The sequence below is a fragment of the Bradyrhizobium sp. Ai1a-2 genome (genome assembly GCF_000426245.1).
Lineage (GTDB): Bacteria > Pseudomonadota > Alphaproteobacteria > Rhizobiales > Xanthobacteraceae > Bradyrhizobium.
Genome location: NZ_AUEZ01000011.1, coordinates 118,763 through 143,638 on the forward strand (window position 1 = coordinate 118,763; position 24,876 = coordinate 143,638).

The window sequence follows — 24,876 nt, forward strand, 5'->3', positions numbered from 1 at the left end:
TGTTGTTTCAGTAGCCCATCTTCATCGGCAGCCACAGGATGATCATCGGCCAGATCACCAGGATCGCGATCGCGATCAGATGGGCGATGAAATGCGGCAAGACGCCGTGAAACACCTCGGCGACCGGGCGCCCTGAATAGCGGGCCACGACGAAGCAGTTCAGCCCGACCGGCGGCGTGATCATGCCGACTTCGGCGGTGACGATCTTGATGACGCCGAACCAGAGCGGATCGTAGCCGAGCGACTTGATCAGCGGCAGCACGATCGGCACCGTCAGCACCAGGATCGCGATCTGGTCCATGAAGGAGCCGAGCACGATATAGCCGAACAGGATGATGGTGAGGATCAGCCAGGGTGGCACCTGCAGGCCACCCACCCAGGCGACCAGGTTCTGCGTCAGCTGCGTCAGCGTGAAGAAGTAGCCGAAGATCGAGGCGCCAAACAGGATCATCGCGATCATGCAGGTGCCATGCGCCGAGCGCAGCAGTGCGGCCCGCAGGCTCTTCCAGGTGATCTTGCCTTTCCAGAGCGCGAGAACGAAAGCGCCGAAGGCGCCGAGCGCGGAGGCTTCGGTCGGCGTGGCGACGCCGGTATAGATCACGCCGGTCACCATGCCGAACAGCAGCAGCATCGGTCCGACTACCCGCAGCATGCGGAATTTTTCCGCGAGCGAGACCGATGGTGCTGACGGCGCGCGCGACGGATCCTGCCAGGCCAGGAACCACACCGTCGCCATGATGGTGAAGGTCACGAGGATGCCCGGAATGACGCCGCCGATCAGGAGCGCGCCGATGTTCACTTCGGCGAGCAGGCCGTAGATCACCAGCGCCACAGACGGCGGGATCAGCATCGCCAGCGTGCCCGAAATCGCCACCACGCCGGCGGCCATCTTCGGTTCGTATCCCTGCTTCAGCATCGCCGGCAGGCTGGTGGCCGACAGCGTCGCGGCGGACGCAGTGCTGGTGCCGCAAATCGCGCCGAAGCCGGCGCCTGCAAGCGCGGTTGCCATGCCGAGCCCGCCTGGGATGCGTCCGACCCAGGCGGCGGTCGCCTTGAACAGGTCGTCGGCGATGCCGCTGAGCAGCACGAATTCCGCCATCAGCAGGAACATCGGGATGGTGATGAGCTCGTAGGACGTCACCGCCGACAGCGGCGCGGTCTGCAGGATGCCTGATAGCATCGGCATGCCGCCGATCAGATAGAGGCCGAGCACCCCCGAGCCGGCCATGGCAAAGCCAACCGGCGTGCCGATCGCGAGCAGCACGAACAGCACGACCATCGCAAGGGTCAAGATCATTCGAAGGTCTCCCCCGTGGCGTGCGACGATGGCAGCGCGATCAGGGCGCGGCCGGTGGCCAGCGAGAGGAGGTGACCGATCAGGTGCAGCGCAAGGCGCAACGTGATCAGTCCGGCTCCGAAGGGAACGAGCGCGATCGATGGCCACATCGGCCACGGAATGGCGCCCGCCATGACGTCGGCAGACTGGAAGCTGTCGACGGCCCGTTGGAAGCCGAGATAGGCGATCAGGGAAAACACGACGATGCCGACGATACAGGTGACGATCTCGGAGACCCGGATCATCGCCGGCGAGAACTTCTGCTGCAGGATATCGACGCTGACATGGGCGTGGCTGGCATAGGCTTCCGACAGCACCAGGAAGAAGATGCCCACCATCAGATAAAGCGAGATCAGGTCATAGGCCCAGGAGAATGGCTTGTTGAACGCGTAGCGCATGATGACATCGCCGAACACGATGATCATGATGGCGAACATCAACACCGCTGCCACGGTGGAGGCGATCTTCTCGATCGCCGCCAGCGCCTTCAATATTCCGTCAAGCAAAATTAGCTCCCCCCAGTTCACTTGGCCGGAATGGCCGCAACCGCCGCGTCAAACTCCTTCAGCGCGTCGCTGCCGCGCTTGCCGCGGGCGTCGAGGCCTTCCGACCAGGTCTTGGCGACGCCCTTCATCAGGTTCTTGAATTTCGCACTGGCATCAGGCGAGAGCGTCTCGAACTTGACCCCTGTCGCTTCCATCGATTTCTTGGTTTCGTCGTCCGATTTCTGGACCTGCTGGCAAGCAGAGGGAATGATCTCCTCGGCGACATCGATCATCGCCTTCTGCACCTCGGGCGAAAGTTTCTTCCAGGCGGTTTCGCTGATCGAATAGGCGACGATGAAACTGGCAAAGCCTATTCCATCGGTCGAGTATTTCACGAGCTTGTCGGCGCCATAGGCAACCACGCTTTCGAGCGGGAACAAGAGCCCGTCCATGGTGCCGCGCGACAGCGATTCATAGGCGTCGGGCGCTGCCATGCGCACCGGCACGGCGCCAATCGCACGCAGCGTAAGATCCTGCGCACCGCCGGTGGAACGCAGCTTCAGGCCGGTGACATCGCCGACATCCTTGACCGGCTGCTTGACGGTGAAGATGCGATATTGCGGCAGGCTGACCGCGAGCAGCAGGCGGATATTGTTGGCGGTATAATCCTGCTGCGCAATGACGCCGTTCCGCGCGAGCTTCCAGTAGGCCAGCGTCCCTTGGCAGGACTGCTCGAAGGCGCCGGGCAGCATGGCGACTTCGGACACGGGCATCTTGTCGGAGACATAGGCCGGCGCGACATAGCCGATATCGGCAACACCAGTCTGGGTCAGCTTCAGCATGTCGGCGGCCTTGCCGAGCTGCTGCGCTGGATAGTGCTCGAAGGTCACCGCGTTGTTGGTGCGCTTCTTGACCTCCTCCATCCAGGGCTCGAGGACGAGCTTGACGAGATAGTGGCCCTTCGGAAAGGAGTCCGCCACCCGCAGGTGAAGCGGTTCGGCGGCCTGCGCCAGAACTGTCGATGCAGCCAAAAAAGCGCAGCCGACAAGGGTCCGCCCGATCGCGACCATAGATCCTCCCTGGGACGTATTGTTGTTGGAAGTAGCTGCGCATAAACGAAATTGATCGTCAAGAACGGCGCGCAGGCCGAGGCCGTGCCGCGCCACAACCGGAAAGCGCGGCTTGTGCGGTCGCGAATTGACTTTGCGGAGGGATCGGCTGCAAATGCACTCAACCAACATCATGAGGAACACACCATGGTTGACGCGCTGATCATCGATGCGTGCAGGACGCCGCGAGGCATTGGCAAGGCGGGCAAGGGCGCGCTGTCAGGCATTCATCCGCAGCAGCTCGGCGCCACCGTGCTGCGCGCACTGGCCGATCGCACTGGAATCGACACCGCAGATGTCGACGACATCATCTGGGGCACCAGTTCGCAACGTGGCCCGCAGAGCGGCGATCTCGGCCGCATGTCGGCGCTCGATGCCGGCTATGACGTGAAGGCGAGCGGTGTCACGCTCGACCGCTTCTGCGGTTCCGGCATCACCAGCGTCAACATGGCCGCCGCTTCGATCATGTCCGGCTCCGAAGATCTCGTGATCGCCGGTGGCACCGAGGTGATGTCGATGGAAGGTCGGCGCGGCGAGGGGCCGTTCATGATGGACGCCGGCAATCTCCGCCTGCGCGCAAGGCATCCGCAATCGCACCAGGGCGTCTGTGCTGACGCGGTGGCGACGCTCGAGGGCATCACTCGGCATGATGTCGATGCGCTCGGGTTGGAGAGCCAGAAGCGCGCGGCGGCCGCGATCAAGGGCGGCCATTTCGACAAGAGCCTGGTTTCGGTCTATCGCGAGGATGGCACGCTCGCGCTCGACAAGGAGGAATATCCACGGCCGCAGACCACGCTCGAAGGGCTCGCGGCACTGAAGCCGGCCTTCCCCGCGATTGCCGACTACGCGCTCGACGACAAGGGCACGACCTATCGCAAGCTGATCCTGGAAAAATATCCTGATCTCGACATCGACTTTGTCCATCACGCGGGAAATTCGTCCGGTGTGGTCGATGGCTCCGCGGCGATCCTGCTGGCGTCGCCCGACTACGCCAGGAAGCACGGCCTGAAGCCGCGGGCGCGCGTGGTCGCCATGGCCAATATGGGGGACTCACCGACCCTGATGCTGAACGCGCCGGTGCCGGCGGCACGTAAGGTGCTGGCCAAGGCCGGGCTGACGCTTGACGACATCGACCTGTTCGAGATCAACGAAGCCTTTGCCGTGGTCGCGGAGAAATTCATCCGTGACCTCAAGCTCGATCGCGACAAGGTCAACGTCAATGGCGGCGCGATCGCGCTCGGTCATCCCATCGGTGCGACCGGCTCGATCCTGATCGGCACGGTGCTGGACGAGTTGGAGCGGCGTGACCTCAAGCGTGGTCTGGTGACCATGTGCGCCGCTGGCGGCATGGCGCCCGCGATCATCATCGAGCGGGTGTAACGGCAGGGTTCAAGCGGCGGGAAACCTAAGCTCGAAGGTCGCGCCTTCACTGGTCGGCAAGAGTCGGATCGAGCCGCCCATCAGGCATCGTGATGACGGATGACCTCGTGATGGGAGCGATCTACTGGCGCAATGTCTGCGATGCCGTCGTCGAGGCACTGAATGCCGGCGTCGACATGCTCCTGGTCGCACTCGACGGCGCGTAGTTCTATCGCATCTTTGCCTGCGCCCTGGACGCGTCCCGGCAAGGAAAGCTGGATCAAGCTATGCTGCGCGAAAGCGAAGCGCGCTTGAGACGCGCATTTCCGGGAGATTGAGGACGCTCGTCGGGCGAGGGCCGCGATAGCAGAACTACGTCGCCTTTTTTTCAAAAATGAACGATCGAGCCCGCGTATCGGTGCGGCGCGAGCAAAATTTGATCGGACAATCCCGAGACGAACCTCTAAAGTGACAACGCGAGTCTTCCTGTCGGGACCGCGGCACCGTTGCCTGGCTTCCGACCAAGCCGATCTTGTCCGCCGAAGTGTCGTTCCAACACCCCGCTGTAGCAACAACACCGTCACGGCTTCGCGATGAATATCTTCGATCCGCAAGGTCCGATTGCCGCTGCCCAGAAGACAATTCTGATCGACTCGATCGGGATCATGCTGGCGATCGTTCTGCCGACGATCGCGGCAATCTTTGCCTTTGCATACTGGTTTCGAGAGTCCAATCCGCGGGCGACCTATCAACCTCACTGGGCGTATTCCGGTCGCATCGAGCTCGTGGTGTGGTCGATCCCGACGCTGACGATCATCCTGCTCGGCGGGGTCGCATGGATCGGATCGCATCAACTGGATCCGGCCCGGCCCATTGACGGGACCGGCGCTCCGATCCGCATCCAGGTCGTGTCGCTCGATTGGAAATGGCTCTTCATCTATCCGGACCAGGGGATCGCGACCGTCAACACGCTGACGGTACCCGTCGGTTCTCCCCTTGACCTTGAACTGACCTCCGGCAGCGTGATGAACGCATTCTTCATCCCGCAGCTTGGCAGCATGATCTACACGATGAACGGCATGGTGACGCGGTTGAAGCTGCGTGCCGACAATCAGGGCACCCTTCGGGGTCTGTCGTCCCATTTCAGCGGCGATGGTTTTCCCGATATGATGTTCGATGTTCAGGTCGTGCCACAGCTCGAGTTTCCTGACTGGGTTGCGCGCACAGCCCAGACCGATCGCATCCTGAACGCCGAGAGCTATGGAAAGCTCGCCCAGCAATCAGTCGAGACGGGGACATCGACCTATCGGCTCGAGGACCCGCGGCTGTTCCACGCCATCGTGACCCAGCAGATACCCCCGGGACCGGGACCGAAGCTGACGTCGGAAAGCGCGCAGTCGTATATCGGAGGTCATGATGTTCGGTAAGCTGAACTGGTCCGCCATTCCGATCGATCAGCCGATTCCGATGATCGCCTCGGGCCTGGTCGCGCTCGTCATCCTGGGCGTTCTCGCCTGGGTCGTCCTTGCAGGCCACCTGCCATATCTCTGGCGCGAGTGGATCACCAGCGTCGATCACAAGCGGATTGGCGTCATGTATACTCTGCTTGCCACGGTCATGCTGCTGCGTGGTTTCGTTGACGCGCTCATGATGCGATCGCAGCAGGCGATCGCCCTCCAGTCGCAAGGCTATCTGCCGCCGGAGCACTACAACCAGATATTCTCCGCGCACGGCACCATCATGATCTTCTTCGTGGCGATGCCGTTCGTGATCGGGCTGATGAATCTGGTGGTGCCGCTGCAGCTCGGCGTGCGCGACGTGGCGTTTCCGACCTTGAATTCCGTCGGCTTCTGGCTCACGGCAACAGGCGCACTGCTGGTCAACATCTCGCTCGTGGTCGGTGAATTCGCGCGCACCGGATGGCTGCCTTATCCGCCGCTGTCGGAACTTACTTATTCGCCGGGTGTCGGCGTCGACTATTATCTCTGGGCGCTACAGATCTCCGGCGTCGGCACGCTGGTTGCCGGGATCAATCTCGTCACCACCGTCCTGAAGCTGCGCACCAGAGGCATGACATATTTGCGCATGCCAATGTTCTGCTGGACCACGCTCGCCTCGAATCTGTTGATCGTGGCGGCGTTTCCGATCCTGACGGCAACGCTGGCGATGCTGATCCTCGACCGCTATTTCGGCTTCCATTTCTTCACCAATGAGGCCGGCGGCAACGTCATGATGTTCATGAACCTGATCTGGGCATGGGGCCACCCCGAGGTCTACATCCTCGTGTTGCCCGCGTTCGGAATCTTCTCCGAGGTGGTTTCGACGTTTTCAGGCAAGCCGTTGTTCGGCTATCGGTCTATGGTGCTCGCCACCATGGCGATCTGCATCATCTCCTTCATGGTGTGGCTGCATCATTTCTTCACCATGGGCGCTGGTCCGACCGTCAATGCGATCTTCGGGATCGCTAGCATGATCATCGCGGTGCCGACCGGCGTGAAGATCTACAACTGGCTGTTCACGATGTATGGTGGGCGGGTGCGCTTCGACACGCCGATGCTGTGGGCGCTCGGCTTCATGGTGACGTTCATCCTCGGTGGCCTCACTGGCGTGCTGGTCGCCGTGCCACCGGCGGACTTCCTGCTTCACAACAGCCTGTTCCTGGTCGCTCACTTTCACAACGTGATCATTGGCGGCGTACTGTTCGGCGCGTTCGCGGGCTATACCTACTGGTTTCCGAAGGCGTTCGGCTTCCGTCTGCATGAGGGGTTCGGCAAGGCGGCGTTTTGGTGCTGGCTGATCGGGTTCTACGTCGCGTTCATGCCGCTCTATGCTGTCGGCTTCCTCGGCATGACGCGGCGAATGCAGCACTACGATGTTCCGGAATGGCGCCCGTGGCTCCTGATCGCAGGGGTCGGCGCCCTCATTATCCTGGCCGGGATCATCTTCCAGATCATGCAACTCACCGTCAGCATTCGGCGTCGCGAGGAGTTGCGCGACCGCACCGGCGATCCATGGGACGGACGCTCGCTGGAATGGGCGACGGCCTCGCCGCCGCCGGTGTTCAATTTCGCGATTCCACCTGACGTAAGCGGGGAAGATGCCTACTGGTCATTGAAAGCGCGTGCCAAGCAGCAGGACCTCGAAAAGCGCGAGCCGGACTACAAGGATATCGAGATGCCGCGCAATTCTCCGACCGGCTTCGTGTGCGCTTTCTTCGCCACGATCATGGGCTTTGCGCTGATCTGGCACATCTGGTGGATGGTCGCAGCCGGTGCGATCGGCGCTTTCACGACCTTCGTTGCATTCGCATGGCGTGACCATGACGAATACGTCATCCCGGCGAAGGAGGTGGCGCGCATCGACCGCGCCAATATCGAAGAGCGGCGCGCCATGATCAGCCTCGCGGGGGCTTGAGCCATGGCCGATACGACGCTGGCATACGCTCAACCGGATCCGCACCGTTTGCGCGGCATTGCGCATGCCGCGGTCGCGCATGAGGGACCGGCGCCGAAGCGAATCGTCACAGGCTTCGGTTTCTGGATATTCCTGCTCAGCGACATCGTCATGTTCTCGTGCTTCTTCGCGACCTATGCGGTCCTGGTTGACCAGACCGATGGAGGGCCGAAGGGGGCCGAACTGTTCGATCTCAGAAGGGTCGCGATCGAGACCGTCTGCCTGTTGCTGTCGAGCTTCACCTGCGGGCTCGCCAACATCGCGGCCGACGTTCGAAACAAGCTCTGGTTCCAACTGGGAATGGCGGCGACCTGCGTTCTCGGCCTCGCCTTCCTGTACCTTGAGCTGACCGAGTTTGCGGACTTGGTCGCACGCGGTGCGGGGCCGACGCGCAGCGCGTTTCTGTCTGCTTTCTTCAGCCTGGTCGGTTGCCATGGCCTGCATGTCTCCGCCGGCATCCTCTGGCTGCTGACGATGATGGCGCAGGTGGTCGCGAAGGGTTTTCGGGCGGACATTGAGCGGCGCATCATGTGCTTTGCGCTGTTCTGGCACGCGCTCGATATCATCTGGGTCGCGGTATTTTCGGTGGTCTATCTGCTCGGGAGCAAGCCATGACCGATCAGACTACGGAACAGCACCGCATCGATTTGGCTCCGGGTGACGAAGGCGAGGGCGGCGTCGGCCTGCGCGTGCTCGGTTATGTCATTGGCCTCGGCCTTGCGCTCCTGCTGACGGCGACCTCATTCTTTATTGCCGGCACCGACCTGGTCTGGCAGCCGAGCATTCCCGTCGCCATCATCGTGTTGGCCATCGCCCAGATGGGCGTGCATCTGGTCTTCTTCCTTCACCTCACGACGGGGCCCGACAACACCAACAACGTGATGGCGCTTGCCTTCGGCGTGCTCATCGTTTTTCTGGTGATCGGCGGCTCGTTATGGATCATGGCGAACCTCAATCAGAACATGATGCCGATGGACCAGATCATGCAGATGCAGCGCTAGCGCTGCACGCCTTCATGAACGGGTCAGGATCGCGCGCCGACCGCGGATTTATGGTCCTGTCGCTTGGACCAGGACACGTAATAGGCGACACAGGTCATGCCGAGGATGCCGGCGGCGCTGACCAGCACCTGCATCGCCAGTGACTTGGGGCCCGTGATCAGAACCAGGTGCCCGGCAAATGACAGGAAAATGCCGGAGCAAAATACCGCCAACCATTGCTCGCCGCATTTGATGAGGGGCTGCAGCGCCTGCAATTGAAGTCCGTACCAGTCGCGCGGTACCAGCATGGTGAAAAAGAACGCCATCGCGAGCAGGTGCAGCACCCGATAGGGAGCGAGGTTCTCCTTGCCATTGGGCAGAAAGACATCGAGCACCGAATTGGGTATCATTTCGGCGAGAGCGGGCGATTTCCCAGCCGACATGACCGTCAGGGCGGCGAGCAGGTAGATCAACGCGGTGACGCGCAAGGCGGGAACCTTCTGCATTGCGCGGATCACATGCGCGTCACCTGCGCCGCCGACCGCGAACCAGGCGCCCAGTACGAACAGCAATTGCCAGCAGAACGGATTGAGATACCAACCCCCCTCCGGAAAGGCGGTCAGGTTCCAGTCGAAGTGCCGCGCCAACAGATAGAGCGCAATGGATCCAATCATCGTCAGGCGTGGCCAGCGCATCATTCCGAACAAGACGGCGGGAAGGAACGCCAAGAGGACGATGAACAGTTGCAATACGTCCAGGTTGAGCGGCTTGGCCTGCAGCAGCAGGCCCCGGACGATTACGCGAATCGGATGCTCGATGAAGTCGGTGATATTGAATTCCGCGAAAAGATCGGGCGCAGCGGATTGGGCCGCGACATATCCGATCAGGTCGACATAGACGACAAACAGCACAACATAGGCTGCGTAGAGCTGCCATACCCGCTTGAACACACGGGTCGCTCCCACGACGAAGCCGCGCTCCACAACGATCTTCCCGTACATGATCGCGGCGGCGTAGCCGATCACAAATACAAACAGCTCGGTCGCCCCGCTGAATCCAAAGTTCCGCAAGGTCAACGCGCTGACGGCGTTGTGCGGGATATGATCCAGGAACAGGGACCAGTTCGCGATACCGAGCAGAAGGAAGATGCGTAGATCGCCGTCGCGTGCTGCGATCTCAGCCTTCACACATGGATTCATTGAGAGCAAGACTTCACTAGTTCGGAGCAGGGAATCGCGAATCCATCGCGCCCCGCCGCCACTCCGAATAGACGTTGCCTGTAGAATATTTAATCCGTAGCTGATGAATTAAAGCCGCGAGCGATCACGTTTTCGAAATTGGAACGTGATGCACCGCGATTCATGAAGAGCCGATCAGGCTTGTTCGTGCTTGCGCAGATCGCGGCGATGGTCGAAGGCGCTCGCCTGCAGGTCGACTTCCGCCGCGCCGATGTCGGGGAGGGCGGCCTCGGCGAGAATGTCGGCCGTCACATCCTCGACGGCGGAATCAGAGACTTCGTGGATGAAGCTGATGTTCCTGTATTCACCCGATGCAACCCGCGCGATGACCCCGCGCCTTGTGATTTCGGGATCAACGACGGCCTCGCGGCCGCGCCGGCCGTAATCGATCATCACGACGAAGTACTGCATTCCGGCCAAACTGGCCACCTCTCTCGACAGGACTGAGACAGTCGCATAATTTCCGAAAATCGGAAATTAGTCAAGTGTGATTTCGGAAAATCAGAAGTGCGCTTTGCCTATTTCTCTGACGGCCGAGGACCCTGCGCCTTGGCGGCTTTGCGGGACCGTGCGGCTGCCTTGCTGCGCAGGCGCTCGATCTGGCCCCGCGGCAAGGTCACGCAGATCTCGCCGATCCATTCGAGCTTCACTCCGTTGATCGGCTTGGCGTTGAAGCTCGTGAGGTTGACCAGCGTCGGCGACTTTCCGCGCTCGATCGTCTTCAGATAGCGCTCGCCCGTCTTCAAGCGAACGGCCGCCTCCTCGCCATAGAAGCTCGTGAGGGGATGTCGCTGCTCCCGATAGACGACGATGATGTCGCCATTCTCGTATTTCGGCAGCATCGAATCGCCGGATACCTCGAATGCGATGGTTTCCTCCGCGATCGGGAAGGGTAGCTCGACCTCGCCGAGCCCTTCCGGCGGCACCTGCTCGTATTCCGGCTCGATCGAGGCGCCGGCGCCGACCCGGCCCATGATCGGCACCGAGTTGAGCTCGAGATATTCCATGATTGGTGCGATCTCGGATGCCTTGATCTGGCGTATCCCGGACAGGATTTCGGAAACGGCGCCGGGGCGCACGCCCATCGCCTCCGCTAGCCCACCCTTGGTCTTGCCTGGCTTCTGCAGGGCCCGCTCGATCAGTCTGGCGTCCAGCATGGCGCATCCCTCTTCGAATCTGGAGGCAGTATATCAATTCTGATAATCAGAAATCAAGCTTGACTTTCATTTCGGAATATCAGAAATTGATGGTGAGGCGGCGGGCCAAGGGGGACAAGAATAAACGATGGAAGTGATAGGCTGGGCGCCCGAACATTCGGACGCGCTGCGGGAATATTTTGCCCAAGGCATGAGCTTTGCGAAGATCGCCAAGGCGATCAACGTCAGATTCAACACTGATTATACGAGAAGCGCTGCGATCGGCCGTGCCAGGCGGCTCGGTCTGATGATGTCAGATAGCTCCCCGCCGGCACCACTGCGGCTGACGCCAGTACCGCAGTTGAACCGGTCAAGCGAGCCGCGCGAGCCAAGATCGATCGAATTCAATCGGCCGATGCCCGTGTTCGAGAAGGCGCCGCAGGTACAGCTCCGCTGTGTCGAGATCGAGCCGCGCCACCTTTCGCTGGTGGAGCTTGAATATGGAGATTGCCGGTATCCCTATGGCGGCGACAGCGATGGCGAACCGATTACCTTCTGCGGTCATCGGAGGCGGCCTGGCTCAAGCTACTGCACGCCCCATTTCGACTTGAGCCGCAATCCAGAGCTCGAGACGGAGCCGTCACCGAGCATCGCACCGCTGGGGCTGGGCGAGCCGGCATAGCCACATACGCGCCTCCCACCGCATCCACTTGCAAACGACGCATCTTGCCGCCGGCGAGATGGTCCCCGGTCGAATTCTGCCCTGAAGGAGCCAAGCCATGCCGCGCGCCAAACGCAAGAAACCATATCATCCCGCCAGAGCGCATGACCGCCGCGCGCAGGATCTGCCGTACAACGCCGAAGTCGCCACCGTTGAGGTCGACGATCCCCTTGCGCTCGAGCCTGGCGACAAAGTCGTTACGCTACGCTCGATCCGCAACGATCCCCTCGGGCGGCTGCATTCGCATCGTCAGATCGATGACGCCCAGCTTCAGGGCGGCCGCGCGTTCCAGAGTGATTGGGAGAAGGCCGAGCGCGGGCCGCGCGCGGTCGACACCACAAGGGAATATGTCGATGGCGGCGCGCGGCGCGAGCCGATCACGGAGGCCCAGCGCAGCGCGGTATCGCGGCTCAACCGGGTCGAGCGCGAGCTCGGCGCCGACGGTTCGGCACTGGTGCACGAGGTACTGATCCTCGGCATGACCATGGAACAGGTCGGCGAGCGACGGGGACTGCGGACCCAGCGCTGGAACGATTACTTTGCGCGGCGCCTGAAGGAATGTCTCGACCGGCTGGCGCTGATTTACGGCTTTGCGACGCCGCATCCGGTACCGGTCAAAAGCCTCCAGCGCTGAAGTTGAGCGGCTGCACCACGTCGTAGGCGGCTTTGGTCAACGGCACGGCATAGTCGATGGTGAGGGCGCCGAACGGGGAGGCCCAAGTGAGGCCCATGCCGACCGATGAGCGCACGACGTTTTTGTTAGCCACCTGCAGCGCGGTGCCGCCCACGCTGGTCGGACCAGTATAACGGAACACACTTCCGGCATCGACGAAGGCCGATGCCTTGAGACCGTACTCGTCCGGAACGCCGGGAATTCCGCTCTGCAGTTCCGCCGTCGTCGCCCAATAGGCGCTGCCGCCGACATTGTCCATGGTGGTGCCGGGCGTCAGATCGCGCGGGCCGAAGCCGTTGGTGGCAAACCCCCGGACCATGGTCGGGCCGCCGAAAAAGCTGTTCATCAGCGGCACCTGCTGACCGCCCCAGCCGGTGACGTAGCCGCCCTGAGCGCGCACCATGCCGACGAGGTCGCCCGTGAGTGATTGATAGTAGCGCGCGTCTTCGCTGGTGCGCAGGAACTTCACGTCACCGCCGAGGCCGGCCAGATCCTGGCTCAGCTGCGACCTCAATCCGCTGGTGGGGCTTTTGCTGTTGTCGAGCGTGCTGTAGGTCGAGGTGGAGCCAACGGCGGAGACCCAGGCCGGTCCGTTAGCAGCAGCCTGCTGGACTGCAAGGGAAGGGGGCAAGCCGGAGTTGGTCGGGCCCAGCGAGATGTCCTGGTTGTAGATCGAGTAGCGCCATTGCACACCGAGCTGCTCGGTGATCGGCGTGCCCAATTGCAGCGTCGAGCCGTAGGTCGTGCTGTTGTAGGACTGGTAGCTGTTCACCTCGCTCTGCCGGCCGAACAGCTCGATTCCCGCTGATACTTTGGTACCAAGGAAATAGGGCTCCGACGCCGCGAGGTCGATGCCGCGGGCATATTGGCCATAACTCACGGAGGCCTGAACGTTCTTTCCGGTCCCATAGAAATTGCGGTCGCCGACCTTGACCTCGACCAGCGCGCCGTCAGTGCTCGAGTAGCCGCCGGAGATGTTGAACTCGCCGGTCGCCTGGTCCACGGTCTCGACATCGAGCACGACGCGATCGGGCGTCGCGCCGGGCCGATTGGTGATCTTGACGGTCTTGAAGTAGTTCAAGTTCTTCAGCCGCCGCTCCGCGCGATCGATCAGCGTCTTGTTGTAGGGATCGCCCTCGGCGATGTCGAACTCGCGCCGGATCACGTAGTCGCGGGTGTGGGTGTTGCCATGGATCTCGATGCGTTCGACATAGGTGCGCGGGCCTTGGTCGATCAAGAATGCGACGTCGATGCGCTGTGCCGCGGCATCGCGGGCGATGCGCGGCTCAGCCTGCGCAAAGGGATAACCGAGCTTGGCCATTTCGACCGCGAGGAGTTCGGTGCTCTTGTCAAGCGCATTGCCATCAAACACCGCGCCGGCGTGGGCGAGTGCGACGCCGCGCAGCTTTTGCGGATCGAGCCTGGGAATATTGCAGGCGACGCTGATATCTCCGAAGTGATAGAGTGGGCCTTCATCAATCATGAAAGTGACTGCGAATCCCTTGGTTGCTGGATCGTATTCGGCCGTTGCCGAGCGAACGGTGGCGTCGGCATAGCCCTTGCTGCGATAGTAGAGACGCAACTGCTCCTGATCCTGCGCGATCCGGTCGGGATCGTAGACGTCGCTACCGGTCAGGAAACTCAGCATATTGGTTGCCGACGTCTTGATCACGGCGTTGAGCTGGCGTGCGCCGAAGGCCCGATTGCCGACAAAATTGATCTGGCGTACGGGCGTTTTCGCGCCCTCCGTGATCACGTAAACGAGATCGACGCGGCCATCGCCGCGGTCGATGATGTCGGGCACCACGCGAACGTCGTCGCGTCCGACATGGCGGTAGGCCTCGATGATACGGCCGACGTCCGCCTGTACCATTGAACGCTGCAGGCTCCCGCGCGACTTGGATCCAATCGCGGCGGCCAGATCGGCGTCTTTTATCTTCCTGTTACCTTCGAAGGCGACACGGTCGAGGATTGGCGCTTCCGTCACATGTACGGTCAGGCGATCGCCGGTGCGCTCGATCGAGACCTTTTCGAACAGACCCGTTGCGACCAGCGCCTTCAGGGCTTCATCGCGTGCGGCTTCATCAAGCCGGCCGTCCGGCCCCGGATGGAAGTAGGAGCGCACGGTATCGGCCTCAACCCTGCGATTGCCGACGATGCTAATCGTCGCAGGTGGCGGCGGTACGCTTTCGGCGGCAAGCGGTGCGGCCGCGTTCAACAGGGCTGCGGCGGCGACAAGTAACGGGCCGATCAGGCGCGGCCTCGACGGCCGCCGATGCAGCGTGATGCGCTCGAGCTTCACGTCCCTTACGGTCTCCCATTGACCGGCGATATCGAATTGCCGGCGCCGGGCAAAACGATGTCGCATCTGGGGTGAGTTGCAGGCCGGAGTCGGCCGAGCGCCATAATTTGAGCGCGCTTATTTAACCTGCGCGTTCTCAGAATTGTCGCAATGGCCGCATCATGCTTTGCAGCAAAACGTCCGAGATGTTGGTGCGGTGATGCATCAACGCTCGCCAGGAGTGCTGGATGCGTTACGCAGTTCTCGTCGTAAGCTCCCTGCTGCTGATGCAATCGGCGCATGCGGAGAAGACGCCGGACATCGACCCGCGCGCCTCGCTGGCCGTGGTCCAGCAGTGGATCTACAATTATCGCGCCAAGCCGGATTACGCCCATGTGCCGGCGGCGGTGCGCATTCTCTTCCATTCGCAAAGCTTCAAGGAGCCGGAAAATGCCGGCATCTATCTCGGCTTCATTGCCGGAGCGATCGGCTCCAATCCGGAAAAGGCCGACCAGCTGATTGCGAGCTTCTTCCCCGTCGCGCCGGAGGATGAATGGGTGATCGTGCGCGCGGTCGCCTATTCCGGGCTGGCTGACTGGCGCAACATTCTGCGCAGGCTCGCGCCGCGAATGCCCGGGCGCAGGGTGATGATCGACAGCTACCTTTCCGGCAGGCTGCCGACACTCAACGATATTCCGCTCGAGGAGGCGACGCCCGGGATGATGGACAAGCTGCGCGTCGCGTTCACGCGCAATCCGTTCGCAAAGGAGGAGAAGAAGCTGAACACGAAGCTTACCTTTGCCACCAATCAGGATCTCCTGGACACGCTGTGGGGATATTATTTCGCGACCGGCTCCCATGTTCCGATTCAGCGCATCATCGAGATGCTGCCATGGAGCCGGAGTCGCGATACCGTCGACAAGCTCAGCGTCGGCAGCATGGCGCGCTATACGCTGGCGAGTTATGCGATCCGTGACGCCAGCCTACGTGAATTCCTCCGTAGCGAACTGGCGCGGCAGAAGCCGCCGATCAAGGCGCCGCTCTCGGAGGTCGTCGATGCCGCCGATACGGTAGAGATCGCGGCGCTGCGCAAGGATGCCGTTGCCGCCGTCGATGAGCTCAAGGCCAAAGGTTCCGATAGCCGGCGCGATCTGGACTTCTGGGGCCAGGTTGGCGTTGGTGCGCTTTCACTCGGATGCGTCTCGGCCGCAGCGCTCGGGCAGGTCGCGGTCGGCATCCCCTGCGTGATCGGCGGCTCGGCCTCGCAGGGACTGTTGCAGTTCTGGGAAAAGCAGCAGTGAGGCTCGATTGGGCGTCGTGCTCTTTCTTGCTGCGGAATATCTGAGCCGGTAGCCATGTCAGCCTGATATCCCGCCCTGCAAAATCCGGGTTTGGCCTCACCTTGGTGCTTCCGCTAGAAAGTGTTGCCGTCGCCTTGGCAACGGTGGGCGTTTGCCCATTAACTGACGATAAGAGGAAGCGACCAACATGACCGCTGGACCACAACTGCCCGAGCGTGCGGCGCGCGCGAAGGGTGAACCGACCGCTCTCGATGGTCTGCTGGTTATTGATTTCACCCGGGTGGTCGCCGGTCCGGCCTGCACGCAGACGCTTGCCGATTTCGGCGCCGAGGTCATCAAGATCGAAAATCCTGATGGCGGCGACGACACGCGCGCCTATGAACATGCGGAAATCGGCGGCGAGAGCGCAGCCTATCTCAGTCTCAACCGCAACAAGCGAGGGATCGCGCTCGACTTCACCAATTCCGCCGCCCTCGATGTGGTACGCGAACTCATCGCGAAAGCGGACGTCGTGGTGGAGAATTTCTCCGGCGGCGTGATGAAGAAGTTCGGCCTCGACTATGCCTCGGTGGCGCCGAGCAATCCGCGGCTGATCTATTGCTCGATCTCGGCCTATGGCCGCAAAGGCGAATTTGCCTTGCGGCCGGGCTTCGATCCGATCACGCAGGCTGAAAGCGGCTTCATGTCGCTGAACGGTTTTCCCGACGGCGAGCCGGTAAGGACCGGGCCGCCGATTGTCGACATGGCAACCGGCATGTCGGCCTGCAATGCGATCCTGCTTGCGTTGCTGGCACGCGACCGGGTCGGGCGCGGCCAGCATGTCGAAGTCGCACTGATCGACATGGCGGTTGCCATGACCGGATTTTACGGCATGGCCTATCTGATCAGCGGCCAGAATCCCGGACGCTTCGGCAATTCGCCGAACGGCTCGCCGACGGTTGGTCTCTACCAGGCCGCCGATGGTCCGCTCTACATGGCCTGCGCCAACGATAGGCTGTACCGCCGTCTCGTCACCGAAGTGTTCGACCGGCCGGATCTCATCACCCATCCGGATTTTGCGCACCGCAAGAACCGGACCGCAAACAAAGAGAAGCTGCGCGCGATCATTGCCGGTATCTTTGCCACCGACCGGCTCGAAAACTGGATGGCGAAGATGAAGAAGGCCAATATTCCCGTCGGCTATCTGCGCACGGTCGAACAGGGGTTCAACGCGTCGGAAGTGCGCGACCGTGATCGTCTCAGCAAGATACCGCACCCGACCGCAGGATTCGTTCCCAATATCGAGACGCCGATTGGAATGAGCGTTACGCCGACCGTCGATCCAGTTGCCGCGCCGCTGCTTGGCCAGCACACCAGGGACGTGCTGCGCGATACGCTCGGCTACGACGACGGCCGCATCGCGGCACTCGCGAAGGCTGGCGCGTTCGGAAAGGCGGAGAATACGGACTGAGCGGTCCATCGTCTGGCGGATCGGCCTCGGCACGGTCCGCTGGAGCGCGATGACTTTTCTTTCGTCATCCCGCTCTAGCTCTTTGTTTGAGCATGATCTTTTTCGAAAAAGCGGTCTCCACTTTTTCGGATCATGCTCTAGCGATTTCTATTCCCGGGCTGATCTTGCTTCGCAAACCAGCCGCGCCAGATCTTCAGTTCGGCTTGCTGCGGAGATTGCTGTTTGCAATCTCCTCCGCTTCCTTGTGCTCGGCCCGATCGATCTCGAGGCGTGCCATGCGGAGTATCAATGTAGCCGTGGTCAGGCCGAGGCGTTCAGCCTCCTGGGCTGCGGTTTCAACCTTCTTCGCCAAGCCGTCGCGTTTGCCTGGATACGCCATAATTCTTCCCTCTTGATAGGTGGATCAACGATCCAAGTTGGGTTGCGGAGCTGCAGTAGATGGCCCGGAGCTCCATCGAGCGAACGATCAGTTCCTTGCCAGGTTGGCTGGCGGCTGGGTCGCGATTGCATAGACCGCACCGCCTTCCAGCGCTTCCGATTGGTGGACTGTGCCGGCCGGCAGGAAGATGGTGTCGCCGGCGCTGACGATGCGCTGGCCGCCATCCCAGGTGAAATTCAGCCTGCCGCTGATGATCATCAGGATCTCGTCGACCGGGTGGGTGTGGAAGCTGTGCACCTTGCCCGCAGCATCATGCTGCAATTCGATCGAGCCCTGCTCCGGAAGCAGGTTGAGGATCGCCGGATCGAGCGCGAATTCGGTCTTCTGACCTGTAACAATCCTGGTCATGCCGCTTGCTCCGTGTTGCTGGTGTGAGCCGACTGGTTCTGTGCGAGCTTGGCGAAGGGGCAGCGCGCCACGGACTGGTTGTCGTCGTGCAGGAAGTATTGCTGGTACTCGCGCCCGTCGGTCGCCCCATAGCGTCCGAGCAGCGGCGAGGGACTGGTGCTGTCGAAGGGGATGAGCCGCTTGCGCACTTCCGCAAACGCCGCATTGGCCGCCTTTTCCGTTCCCAGGATCTTCTCGAACACCCATCGCGGCTGGAAGGTCAGCATGAACGCGCTGGAGCGGCGGCTTTGGCGCATCACATGCGCGGGCGTGGTGCACACCACGAAGATCGGTTCGCCGGCGAACGAGAACTCCCACATCGGGTCGTCCAACTGTTCGGGGATGTCGGCTGGCCAGGGAGATTTGTCCAGCCGCGCAAGCTGGTCGAGCGTCGACCACATCTTGCGATAATAGGCGTCAAGCGTTTGTACCGGGCGAGGCCGCGTAAACAAGATCAAGGAAGTATTCGGGCCGAACGAGCGGGCCTGCGAGACATAATGCCCAAGCTGTTCTCCGAGCACGTCGACGTCGTAGGGATCGAGGAACAGGTAGCGGAGTTGATCCTGGCGATAACCGGCTACGCCGAATACGCACGGGAACGGTCTCGCTTCGCTGCTCATTTGCGCTTCGAACTCGGCGAACATCACGCTTTGCCAGCTGCTCACCGTAAATTTCGACGCGACCTCTCCTCTTCTCAAGAACAAACGCTCCATAACGCCCCTCTATAGGTTAACGCGACTATTGAACTATCAGTTTGCTTTTCATCAACAGCGGGCCCGCAATCCCGGGCAGTGACATGAGCAGCAGAATTGCGATCAGGGTGCCGTAGCCGGCGTCACCGATCGCGGCTGCGCCATGTGCGATATCGGTGCCGGCGAACTGGCTCGCGACAAGCATGGAAAACCCGATGATAGGTTGCGCGATGCCGGCGAAGATCCCGGCTGCCGTCGTGTTCACGGATGCGCCGACGCCGATGAGATCGGCGGTGTAGAGCCGCTTGGTGCATTTGAGCACGAGCGGGACGGTCCCGCCAGCGACCAGGCCGAGCGTGGTGAAGACCACGGCAACGTAAACAAGGCCGAATGCCTTGGCGATCGGCGGCAGCAACAACGCGATGAGGATCATCCGCAGCACGCAAATCCGGATCAGTGCTGTGTCGAGTGCCGCCACGCGGTCAGCCGCGTGACCGAGGAAGACGGAGCCGATGGCGTTGCCGATCATGAAGGCAAGCAGCGGCGTTCCGGCGGCGGTCGGCGAGATGTTGAAAAAGTGCTCCACCATCGGAATGCCCCACACGCCCGACAGCGTCGTCACCACCGCGAAGTGGGACGCAAAGGTCATGGCGCAGCCCCAATTGGCCACATGCGACAACGATTGCCGCGCGGCGCCGATGACGCTCTTCAGCGTCTTGTTGCTGGATGACGCCGGAGTTGGCTTCAGTGCAAACTTGGCGGCAACGAGGTTGGCGAGGCCGATAGCAGCGATAAACAGAAAGCAGGCGCGCCACCCGAAGCCCGTCACGGCGGCCGCAAGCGGCGTCGTGGCGATCACGCCTCCGACATAGCCCGACACCTGTGAGATGCCCGACATGATACCGAACCGCTCGTCCGAGAAGTTCTGCGCGACCAGCTTCAAGAGCGCGGTGAACACCAGCGCATCGCCGCAGGCGACGATCAGGCGCGCGGCGAAGACATCAAGCAGGTTCGGCGCCAGTGCAAATGCTGCACTGCCCAGCGACGAAGCGACCATGCTGGCCAGCACCACGCGCTTGACGCCGTAACGGTCGACCAGAAGGCCGGCCGGAATCTGCATCAGCGTGTAGCCCCAGAAGTAGCCGGAGGCGAGCATCGCGATGCCGGCGGCGTCGGTGCCGAAATCGTGCATCAGGCTCAGATTGACCGATTGCGGCGACACGCGCTGCAGGAAGGCGATGGCATAGGCGACAGCTACCGTCGCCCAGGCCCAATAGGCGCGGTCACCGAGCCGCGAGGCCGTCGGGGCGTACGCTGTTTGCTGACCCAGCATCGACATCACACCCTCGCATATCCAACCGAGAATAAGGCGTCCGCTGAATCTGGAATCATGCGGGACATCGCCGCATCGACCAGTGAAGCAGTGCCACGGTAGGCTTGGCGATGGTGCTTAATGTGGCCGTAGGCGCCACGCATGATCATTTCCGGCACCTCGAGCGGTTTGCCGGGATAGAGCGTTGCGCACATCTCGACGCAGGCTGCCTGCAGGGCGGAATCGCTGATTTCGTCGAGCAGCGAAGGTGTCACTTTTTCGCAGATCTTGGCATTGGCAGCCCATACGATCGGATTGCGTGTCCGCCACCCGTAGAACAGGCCGCCAATTCCCCTTGCTGCGGAGCTCGCGCGCTTCAGCACTTCCTGGGTGAAGAAGCCGTACAGACCGCGCCCCTGATGGTCGGGAAGCACCTCGGTGCCGCTGCGATAGACCGCAGGCCCGCACGACATCTGCAGGAGGCGATAGACGGAAAAGGCCGCCAGTCCCAGGCTGTCGAACACAAGGATGAGGCTGTACTTGCCGTCGAACGGGGAGGAGCTTGCCGTCCAGTGCGGCTCGGTCGCCTTCCAGTTTACGGCGATAATGCCATTCATGGCATCCATCAGCGGCTGGCGGTCGGAAGCCGCGACGCTGGACGCATCAGGAAAACTGTAGACTGCGTAACCGGCCCAGGGCGAGTTGATCGCCTGGTATTGGCTGCCCAGCTTTCGCACCATGGCAGAACTCCACTTTCCATAGAGAGCTATACAGGCGCGGCTCGAATGGCTTAAAGGACAATATGCCCTCGAAATCTGCCAAACCCCGACGGCCCCCTCCGCGCCAGCAGGCTGCGCCGCGTCGGATTGCGATTGTCGCTTTCCCCGGCGTGACGCTGCTCGACATCTCCGGCCCGGCGCAGGTGTTTGCCGAATTGGAAGCGATCGAATTGCCGGGGCCCGGCTATTCGCTTTCCTATCTGTCCACCTCGGGCGGACTGGTTTCGACGGATGTGGGGATGATGATCGACACGGCTCCGATCAGCAGTATGCGACCGCACCAGATCGACACGCTGGTGATCCCGGGTGGCCCCGGCATTTGGGAGATTCCCAAAGACGCTCGCTTGATGAAATGGATTTCGCAGACGCTGCCGCAGGCACGCCGGATCGCCTCGGTCTGTCTCGGGGCGTTCGCGCTTGCCTGGACCGGTGTGCTGGACGGCAAGCGCGCTGCGACGCACTGGCGCTATTGCCCGCGGTTGCAGGACAGCTTTCCAAATGTCCGCGTCGAGCCCAATGCCATCTTCGTCAAGGATGGGCATGTGTGGTCATCGGCCGGCGTCAGCGCGGGCATCGACCTGGCGCTTGCCATGATCGAAGAGGATTTCGGCCATACGATTGCGCTCGATGTCGCCCGGCGACTGGTGGTGTTCCTGAAACGGCCGGGTGGTCAGAGCCAGTTCTCGACCGTGCTTGCGGCGCAGGCTTCCGACGTCGAAGGTCGCTTCAGTGCGCTGCACGCCTGGATTATCGAAAACATCGCCAGCGATCTGCGGGTGGAGACGTTGGCCGCAAAGGCCGGGATGACGCCGCGCACCTTCGCCCGCACCTATGCCAACCGCACCGGCATGACGCCGGCAAGCGGCGTCGAGGCCCTCCGGGTCGAAACCGCTCGGCTGCTGCTTGAGAGCCAGCAGATACGCGGCGTCGTGGAGGTCGCTAAACGTGCCGGATTCGGCGACGACGAGCGGATGCGGCGGGCCTTCCTGAGGCATCTCGGCGTATCGCCGACCGAATACAGAAACCGCTTTTCGGGCGGTTGAGCGCCGTCGTAAGCGAATGGCAGCCTTTCGTTCGTGCCCGGGATTTCCCCCTTCACGGCGGTCGCTTTTGCCGCTTATCTGCGGCTAATGTGCCGGTCAAAACGGGAGAGAAACCACCATGAATGACGGGACGTCCATCCGGCGCAATGTCGAACTCGGGGCCAGCGGGGAAGAATACCAGAACCTGCACGAATTTGTCCGCAAGGCCCGGGCAAGGCTGAACCAGAACGCCTGGGACTACATCGTCGGCGCCGCCGAGACCGAGACCACGCTGCGGCGCAACCGGATGGCGCTGGATGAGATCGCGTTCCGGCCGCGCGTGCTGCGCAACGTCGCTCACGTCGATCCTTCCACGGAAGTGTTCGGGCGCAAGTTGCGATTGCCGGTCATGCTCGCACCGGTCGGCGCGCTCGAGATCTTCGACCCTGGGGCGGGAGCGGCAGTCGCCCGCGGCGCCGGCACATTTGGCGCGGCGCATATGCTGAGTTCGGTGTCCGAGCCAGGGCTTGAGAATACCGCAAAGGCAGCGCCCGACGCGCTGCGCATTTTCCAGCTCTATGTCCGCGGGGATGATGCCTTTGTCGAGGACGTCGTCAACCGCAGTGTTGCCAACGGCTATTCCGCGTTCTGTCTGACTGTCGACACCGCCCATTACAGCCGCCGCGAGCGCGACATTGCCAAGCGCTACGTGCGGGAGAGCCGTATTCGCGCCACGGGCGGCGACTTCCAGAAGGGGCTGGAATGGCGGACGGTGAAGTTGATCAAGGACAAGTTCAGGATACCGCTGGTCATCAAGGGGATCGCCACCGCCGAGGACGCAATCATCGCGTTCGATCACGGCGTCGACTGGATCTACGTGTCCAACCATGGAGGCCGTCAACTTGATCACGGCCGTGGTGCCATGCACGTCCTGCCGGAAATTGTCGAGGCGGTGAGGGGCCGCGCCAAGATCATGGTGGACGGCTCGTTCTGCAGGGGCGCTGATATCGTGAAGGCGATTGCCTCGGGCGCCGATCTTGTCGGCATCGGTCGCCTGCAATGCTGGGCGCTCGCCGCCGATGGCGAGAGGGGCGTCACCCGCATGCTGGAATTGCTCGAAGACGAGGTGATCCGCTGCCTCGGCCTGCTCGGCGTGACCAGCTTCGCGGAACTCGACAAGTCGTACCTGCATCCGGCGACGGCGACCAACCCGCCGGGCGTGTTCAGCGCGTTTCCGCTGTTGGACATTGAGCCGTATCGCTATTAGCGGCCGCGGCTTCCCATCGACGAAGGGGCGAGGGAACGCAACGGCGGCTGTCGCGTTGTCGCTGTCGCCGCCGCATCCGCGAAGCGGGACACGAGAATGCCGGAATAGTCGAGGCGAATGGCAGATAACCCGTTCGCAGATTTCTCTCTCGAAAGAGCCATTGCGCTCCGCTGGACGTTGCGCGACATCCAGGCGGGCCGTCTGAAGATGTCGCCTGTCAGCCACGAGGACTTGCATGTCCTGAGCGAACTCGGTCTGGTCGAGTTGCAGGACGAGCGTCCCGTTCTCACCCACGCCGGCATGGCGGTGCTGAACGGCTGACGCAAGCTTTCGCCGGAAAGCTGCCCCCGTCCAGGGCTTCAGTTCTGATTAGATCAGAACCGAAGCCCTAGATTTTTGTTTGACGCGTTTTCTGCACGCGAACCGGTGTCCACTTCGCTCGAAAACGCTCTAGCGAGCCCGCAAGAAGCTCTCGCCGGAGTCGCAGGGCGTACAGCGATAGGTCAGCACATCGTAAACCCGATCGCGCGGCTCGATCAAAGCGAGGCTCATCTCGGCGCCGCATTTGATGCATGGCATTTCGATGCTGGTCTTGAAACGCGTGCAGGTCGGCGTCGGCCGAAACGTACGCAGCATTGGATCCCCCATGTCCCCTAGAGACGCAAAGCCACTGACCTGTGGGCAAGGAGCCCGCCGAATCACTGTGCCATATTCCCGCCACCATTGGAATCCGGGCCGGTGGATGCCGTGAGAAAATGTTTATCGAGGAAAGTGCCGACAGGTCGTGCCTGACCGGCGCACTCAACGTCGCCGTGCTACCGCGACGCCGAACAGGAATGCGACGAACAGGCTCGCTAGCGGCGCTTCGCGGGTGATTGCGCTGATCGTGGATAGTGTGCCGCCCGGTTGACGCGAGGTCTTGATCGCGTCGCTGAGCCGGTCGATTGCGGCCCGAAGTCCATCGGAAACTTCCGTGATCGTGCGCGATACATCGGTTGCGGTGTCGATTGCGCGTTCGCCGAGGCTGGGCTGCAGCGGGGATTCGGGTGTTTCGAAGTTCACGGCTCGAACCTCACGAAATCTGGTCTGACAGCGCACGCTGCGCCGAAGATCATCTTGGGCGGCTAGGAGCCCGTCCAGATAGCTTTCTGGTTGGCGCATTTCGACACGAAATCCCGCTCATGGGGGCCTTGCGAGGTTAGCGAGCTTCACGAGGTTGTGGGCGGTGCAGATTATCGCCCATTCGGCACGCACGTTTGCCAGGCCCCGCAACAGGAACTGGCGGAAGCCGCGCGCCTGCTTGATCTGTCCGAACACCGCCTCCACGATCTGCTTTCTTAGCCGGTAGGGGGTGTCGAAGCCGCCATCGGCAATCTTTTTTCTCATCGCCTGTGTCAGCGGTCCGCCGACCTTGCCGTTGTCGGCGGTGGGGCGCTTGGCGCGTCCGGTGGCGATG

At 61.9% G+C, this 24,876-nt stretch carries 27 protein-coding genes and 1 pseudogene; 13 read left to right on the forward strand and 15 right to left on the reverse strand.

Annotated elements, in window-relative coordinates:
* Window positions 1-7 precede the first annotated feature (7 nt).
* Genes K288_RS0110630 through dctP form a run of 3 tightly spaced genes read right to left on the reverse strand, consistent with a single transcriptional unit; the run spans window position 8 to window position 2,891 of the window.
* Window positions 8-1,297, reverse strand: a complete 1,290-nt coding sequence (locus K288_RS0110630) for a TRAP transporter large permease (RefSeq protein ID WP_027579533.1) — start codon at window positions 1,295-1,297, stop codon at window positions 8-10.
* On the reverse strand, window positions 1,294-1,842 hold the full coding sequence (locus tag K288_RS0110635; protein WP_027579534.1) for a TRAP transporter small permease: 549 nt from the start codon (window positions 1,840-1,842) through the stop codon (window positions 1,294-1,296). The genes K288_RS0110630 and K288_RS0110635 overlap by 4 nt, the downstream gene beginning before the upstream one ends.
* A 17-nt stretch (window positions 1,843-1,859) precedes the next feature.
* Window positions 1,860-2,891, reverse strand: a complete 1,032-nt coding sequence (dctP, locus tag K288_RS0110640) for a TRAP transporter substrate-binding protein DctP (protein ID WP_043159597.1) — start codon at window positions 2,889-2,891, stop codon at window positions 1,860-1,862.
* 186 nt (window positions 2,892-3,077) lie between these two features.
* Here dctP and K288_RS0110645 point away from each other — a divergent pair, with 186 nt between their 5' ends.
* The 6 genes and pseudogenes from K288_RS0110645 (at window position 3,078) to cyoD (ending at window position 8,743) form a co-directional block, all read left to right on the forward strand.
* Window positions 3,078-4,310 carry an acetyl-CoA C-acetyltransferase gene (locus K288_RS0110645; protein ID WP_027579536.1) on the forward strand — a complete coding sequence of 411 codons (1,233 nt, stop codon included), beginning with the start codon at window positions 3,078-3,080 and terminating at the stop codon, window positions 4,308-4,310.
* 83 nt (window positions 4,311-4,393) lie between these two features.
* Window positions 4,394-4,627 (forward strand): annotated as a pseudogene (locus K288_RS50480) (glycoside hydrolase family 3 protein); the annotation flags it as partial.
* A 255-nt stretch (window positions 4,628-4,882) separates the two neighbouring features.
* Window positions 4,883-5,716: a ubiquinol oxidase subunit II gene (locus K288_RS0110655; RefSeq protein WP_027579537.1), complete on the forward strand. Its 834-nt coding sequence runs from the start codon at window positions 4,883-4,885 to the stop codon at window positions 5,714-5,716.
* Window positions 5,706-7,703 (forward strand): cytochrome o ubiquinol oxidase subunit I, encoded by a 1,998-nt coding sequence (gene cyoB / locus K288_RS0110660; RefSeq protein WP_027579538.1) that lies wholly within the window; start codon window positions 5,706-5,708, stop codon window positions 7,701-7,703. The genes K288_RS0110655 and cyoB overlap by 11 nt, the downstream gene beginning before the upstream one ends.
* A 3-nt stretch (window positions 7,704-7,706) precedes the next feature.
* On the forward strand, window positions 7,707-8,357 hold the full coding sequence (cyoC, locus tag K288_RS0110665; RefSeq protein WP_027579539.1) for a cytochrome o ubiquinol oxidase subunit III: 651 nt from the start codon (window positions 7,707-7,709) through the stop codon (window positions 8,355-8,357).
* Window positions 8,354-8,743 (forward strand): cytochrome o ubiquinol oxidase subunit IV, encoded by a 390-nt coding sequence (gene cyoD / locus K288_RS0110670; RefSeq protein ID WP_027579540.1) that lies wholly within the window; start codon window positions 8,354-8,356, stop codon window positions 8,741-8,743. Before cyoC ends, cyoD begins: the two co-directional genes overlap by 4 nt.
* A 23-nt stretch (window positions 8,744-8,766) precedes the next feature.
* On the opposite strand, the gene K288_RS0110675 is transcribed toward cyoD, so the two are convergent.
* The 3 genes from K288_RS0110675 to K288_RS0110685 all read right to left on the reverse strand — a co-directional run bounded on the left by K288_RS0110675 (window position 8,767) and on the right by K288_RS0110685 (window position 11,117).
* Complete coding sequence (locus K288_RS0110675; protein WP_027579541.1) at window positions 8,767-9,921, reverse strand: OpgC domain-containing protein; 1,155 nt, start codon at window positions 9,919-9,921, stop codon at window positions 8,767-8,769.
* Between the two features lie 174 nt (window positions 9,922-10,095).
* A complete protein-coding gene (locus K288_RS0110680) occupies window positions 10,096-10,371 on the reverse strand; it encodes a hypothetical protein (protein ID WP_027579542.1) in 276 nt (91 codons plus the stop codon).
* A 107-nt stretch (window positions 10,372-10,478) separates the two neighbouring features.
* A complete protein-coding gene (locus tag K288_RS0110685; RefSeq protein WP_027579543.1) occupies window positions 10,479-11,117 on the reverse strand; it encodes an XRE family transcriptional regulator in 639 nt (212 codons plus the stop codon).
* Window positions 11,118-11,244: 127 nt separating this feature from the next.
* Between K288_RS0110685 and K288_RS0110690 the strand changes: the two genes are divergently transcribed.
* Both K288_RS0110690 and K288_RS0110695 read left to right on the forward strand, forming a co-directional pair.
* On the forward strand, window positions 11,245-11,778 hold the full coding sequence (locus K288_RS0110690) for a GcrA family cell cycle regulator (RefSeq protein ID WP_027579544.1): 534 nt from the start codon (window positions 11,245-11,247) through the stop codon (window positions 11,776-11,778).
* Window positions 11,779-11,875: 97 nt separating this feature from the next.
* Window positions 11,876-12,451, forward strand: coding sequence for a DUF6456 domain-containing protein (locus tag K288_RS0110695; protein ID WP_027579545.1), 576 nt, complete (start codon window positions 11,876-11,878; stop codon window positions 12,449-12,451).
* Here the strand turns inward: K288_RS0110695 and bamA are convergent.
* Entirely contained in the window at window positions 12,432-14,792 is a 2,361-nt protein-coding gene (gene bamA / locus K288_RS0110700; RefSeq protein ID WP_343207778.1) for an outer membrane protein assembly factor BamA, read from the reverse strand. The genes K288_RS0110695 and bamA overlap by 20 nt on opposite strands.
* A 227-nt stretch (window positions 14,793-15,019) precedes the next feature.
* On the opposite strand from bamA, the gene K288_RS0110705 reads away from it, so the two are divergent.
* Window positions 15,020-16,072, forward strand: coding sequence for a hypothetical protein (locus K288_RS0110705; RefSeq protein WP_027579547.1), 1,053 nt, complete (start codon window positions 15,020-15,022; stop codon window positions 16,070-16,072).
* 187 nt (window positions 16,073-16,259) lie between these two features.
* The gene (locus K288_RS0110710; RefSeq protein WP_027579548.1) at window positions 16,260-17,522 is read left to right on the forward strand and encodes a CoA transferase; all 1,263 of its coding nucleotides are present in this window, start codon (window positions 16,260-16,262) and stop codon (window positions 17,520-17,522) included.
* Window positions 17,523-17,715: 193 nt separating this feature from the next.
* On the opposite strand, the gene K288_RS0110715 is transcribed toward K288_RS0110710, so the two are convergent.
* The 5 genes from K288_RS0110715 to K288_RS0110735 form a co-directional block, all read right to left on the reverse strand.
* Window positions 17,716-17,901, reverse strand: a complete 186-nt coding sequence (locus tag K288_RS0110715) for a hypothetical protein (protein ID WP_027579549.1) — start codon at window positions 17,899-17,901, stop codon at window positions 17,716-17,718.
* Between the two features lie 87 nt (window positions 17,902-17,988).
* Window positions 17,989-18,309 carry a cupin domain-containing protein gene (locus K288_RS45205; RefSeq protein WP_027579550.1) on the reverse strand — a complete coding sequence of 107 codons (321 nt, stop codon included), beginning with the start codon at window positions 18,307-18,309 and terminating at the stop codon, window positions 17,989-17,991.
* Entirely contained in the window at window positions 18,306-19,013 is a 708-nt protein-coding gene (locus tag K288_RS0110725) for a YqcI/YcgG family protein (RefSeq protein ID WP_244443119.1), read from the reverse strand. Before K288_RS0110725 ends, K288_RS45205 begins: the two co-directional genes overlap by 4 nt.
* A gap of 73 nt (window positions 19,014-19,086) precedes the next feature.
* A complete protein-coding gene (locus K288_RS0110730) occupies window positions 19,087-20,379 on the reverse strand; it encodes an MFS transporter (protein ID WP_027579552.1) in 1,293 nt (430 codons plus the stop codon).
* Window positions 20,379-21,092 (reverse strand): hypothetical protein, encoded by a 714-nt coding sequence (locus K288_RS0110735; protein ID WP_027579553.1) that lies wholly within the window; start codon window positions 21,090-21,092, stop codon window positions 20,379-20,381. Before K288_RS0110735 ends, K288_RS0110730 begins: the two co-directional genes overlap by 1 nt.
* A gap of 62 nt (window positions 21,093-21,154) precedes the next feature.
* Here K288_RS0110735 and K288_RS0110740 point away from each other — a divergent pair, with 62 nt between their 5' ends.
* From K288_RS0110740 to K288_RS0110750, 3 genes are all read left to right on the forward strand, one after another.
* Window positions 21,155-22,174: a GlxA family transcriptional regulator gene (locus K288_RS0110740; protein ID WP_027579554.1), complete on the forward strand. Its 1,020-nt coding sequence runs from the start codon at window positions 21,155-21,157 to the stop codon at window positions 22,172-22,174.
* A gap of 118 nt (window positions 22,175-22,292) precedes the next feature.
* Window positions 22,293-23,420: an alpha-hydroxy acid oxidase gene (locus K288_RS0110745; RefSeq protein WP_027579555.1), complete on the forward strand. Its 1,128-nt coding sequence runs from the start codon at window positions 22,293-22,295 to the stop codon at window positions 23,418-23,420.
* A gap of 117 nt (window positions 23,421-23,537) precedes the next feature.
* On the forward strand, window positions 23,538-23,741 hold the full coding sequence (locus K288_RS0110750) for a hypothetical protein (RefSeq protein ID WP_027579556.1): 204 nt from the start codon (window positions 23,538-23,540) through the stop codon (window positions 23,739-23,741).
* Window positions 23,742-23,870: 129 nt separating this feature from the next.
* Here K288_RS0110750 and K288_RS0110755 read toward each other — a convergent pair whose 3' ends face one another.
* The 3 genes from K288_RS0110755 to K288_RS54675 all read right to left on the reverse strand — a co-directional run.
* Window positions 23,871-24,056 (reverse strand): hypothetical protein, encoded by a 186-nt coding sequence (locus tag K288_RS0110755; RefSeq protein ID WP_027579557.1) that lies wholly within the window; start codon window positions 24,054-24,056, stop codon window positions 23,871-23,873.
* 165 nt (window positions 24,057-24,221) lie between these two features.
* Window positions 24,222-24,482, reverse strand: coding sequence for a hypothetical protein (locus tag K288_RS0110760; protein WP_027579558.1), 261 nt, complete (start codon window positions 24,480-24,482; stop codon window positions 24,222-24,224).
* A 117-nt stretch (window positions 24,483-24,599) separates the two neighbouring features.
* On the reverse strand, window positions 24,600-24,876 hold a 277-nt coding region (locus K288_RS54675; RefSeq protein WP_027579559.1), incomplete at its 5' end, for a transposase.

What these genes read in the sequence shown, in the direction of transcription:
- cyoD (WP_027579540.1), top strand. Translation starts at nt 8,354, where the DNA reads ATGACCGATCAGACTACGGAACAGCACCGCATCGATTTGGCTCCGGGT.
- K288_RS0110645 (WP_027579536.1), top strand. Translation starts at nt 3,078, where the DNA reads ATGGTTGACGCGCTGATCATCGATGCGTGCAGGACGCCGCGAGGCATT.
- K288_RS0110735 (WP_027579553.1), bottom strand. Translation starts at nt 21,092, where the DNA reads ATGGTGCGAAAGCTGGGCAGCCAATACCAGGCGATCAACTCGCCCTGG.
- K288_RS45205 (WP_027579550.1), bottom strand. Translation starts at nt 18,309, where the DNA reads ATGACCAGGATTGTTACAGGTCAGAAGACCGAATTCGCGCTCGATCCG.
- cyoC (WP_027579539.1), top strand. Translation starts at nt 7,707, where the DNA reads ATGGCCGATACGACGCTGGCATACGCTCAACCGGATCCGCACCGTTTG.
- K288_RS0110745 (WP_027579555.1), top strand. Translation starts at nt 22,293, where the DNA reads ATGAATGACGGGACGTCCATCCGGCGCAATGTCGAACTCGGGGCCAGC.
- K288_RS0110630 (WP_027579533.1), bottom strand. Translation starts at nt 1,297, where the DNA reads ATGATCTTGACCCTTGCGATGGTCGTGCTGTTCGTGCTGCTCGCGATC.
- K288_RS0110740 (WP_027579554.1), top strand. Translation starts at nt 21,155, where the DNA reads ATGCCCTCGAAATCTGCCAAACCCCGACGGCCCCCTCCGCGCCAGCAG.
- K288_RS0110685 (WP_027579543.1), bottom strand. Translation starts at nt 11,117, where the DNA reads ATGCTGGACGCCAGACTGATCGAGCGGGCCCTGCAGAAGCCAGGCAAG.
- cyoB (WP_027579538.1), top strand. Translation starts at nt 5,706, where the DNA reads ATGTTCGGTAAGCTGAACTGGTCCGCCATTCCGATCGATCAGCCGATT.
- K288_RS0110710 (WP_027579548.1), top strand. Translation starts at nt 16,260, where the DNA reads ATGACCGCTGGACCACAACTGCCCGAGCGTGCGGCGCGCGCGAAGGGT.
- K288_RS0110690 (WP_027579544.1), top strand. Translation starts at nt 11,245, where the DNA reads ATGGAAGTGATAGGCTGGGCGCCCGAACATTCGGACGCGCTGCGGGAA.
- K288_RS0110750 (WP_027579556.1), top strand. Translation starts at nt 23,538, where the DNA reads ATGGCAGATAACCCGTTCGCAGATTTCTCTCTCGAAAGAGCCATTGCG.
- K288_RS0110755 (WP_027579557.1), bottom strand. Translation starts at nt 24,056, where the DNA reads ATGCTGCGTACGTTTCGGCCGACGCCGACCTGCACGCGTTTCAAGACC.
- K288_RS0110655 (WP_027579537.1), top strand. Translation starts at nt 4,883, where the DNA reads ATGAATATCTTCGATCCGCAAGGTCCGATTGCCGCTGCCCAGAAGACA.
- K288_RS0110730 (WP_027579552.1), bottom strand. Translation starts at nt 20,379, where the DNA reads ATGTCGATGCTGGGTCAGCAAACAGCGTACGCCCCGACGGCCTCGCGG.
- K288_RS0110675 (WP_027579541.1), bottom strand. Translation starts at nt 9,921, where the DNA reads ATGAATCCATGTGTGAAGGCTGAGATCGCAGCACGCGACGGCGATCTA.
- K288_RS0110695 (WP_027579545.1), top strand. Translation starts at nt 11,876, where the DNA reads ATGCCGCGCGCCAAACGCAAGAAACCATATCATCCCGCCAGAGCGCAT.
- dctP (WP_043159597.1), bottom strand. Translation starts at nt 2,891, where the DNA reads ATGGTCGCGATCGGGCGGACCCTTGTCGGCTGCGCTTTTTTGGCTGCA.
- K288_RS0110705 (WP_027579547.1), top strand. Translation starts at nt 15,020, where the DNA reads ATGCGTTACGCAGTTCTCGTCGTAAGCTCCCTGCTGCTGATGCAATCG.
- K288_RS0110680 (WP_027579542.1), bottom strand. Translation starts at nt 10,371, where the DNA reads ATGCAGTACTTCGTCGTGATGATCGATTACGGCCGGCGCGGCCGCGAG.
- K288_RS0110715 (WP_027579549.1), bottom strand. Translation starts at nt 17,901, where the DNA reads ATGGCGTATCCAGGCAAACGCGACGGCTTGGCGAAGAAGGTTGAAACC.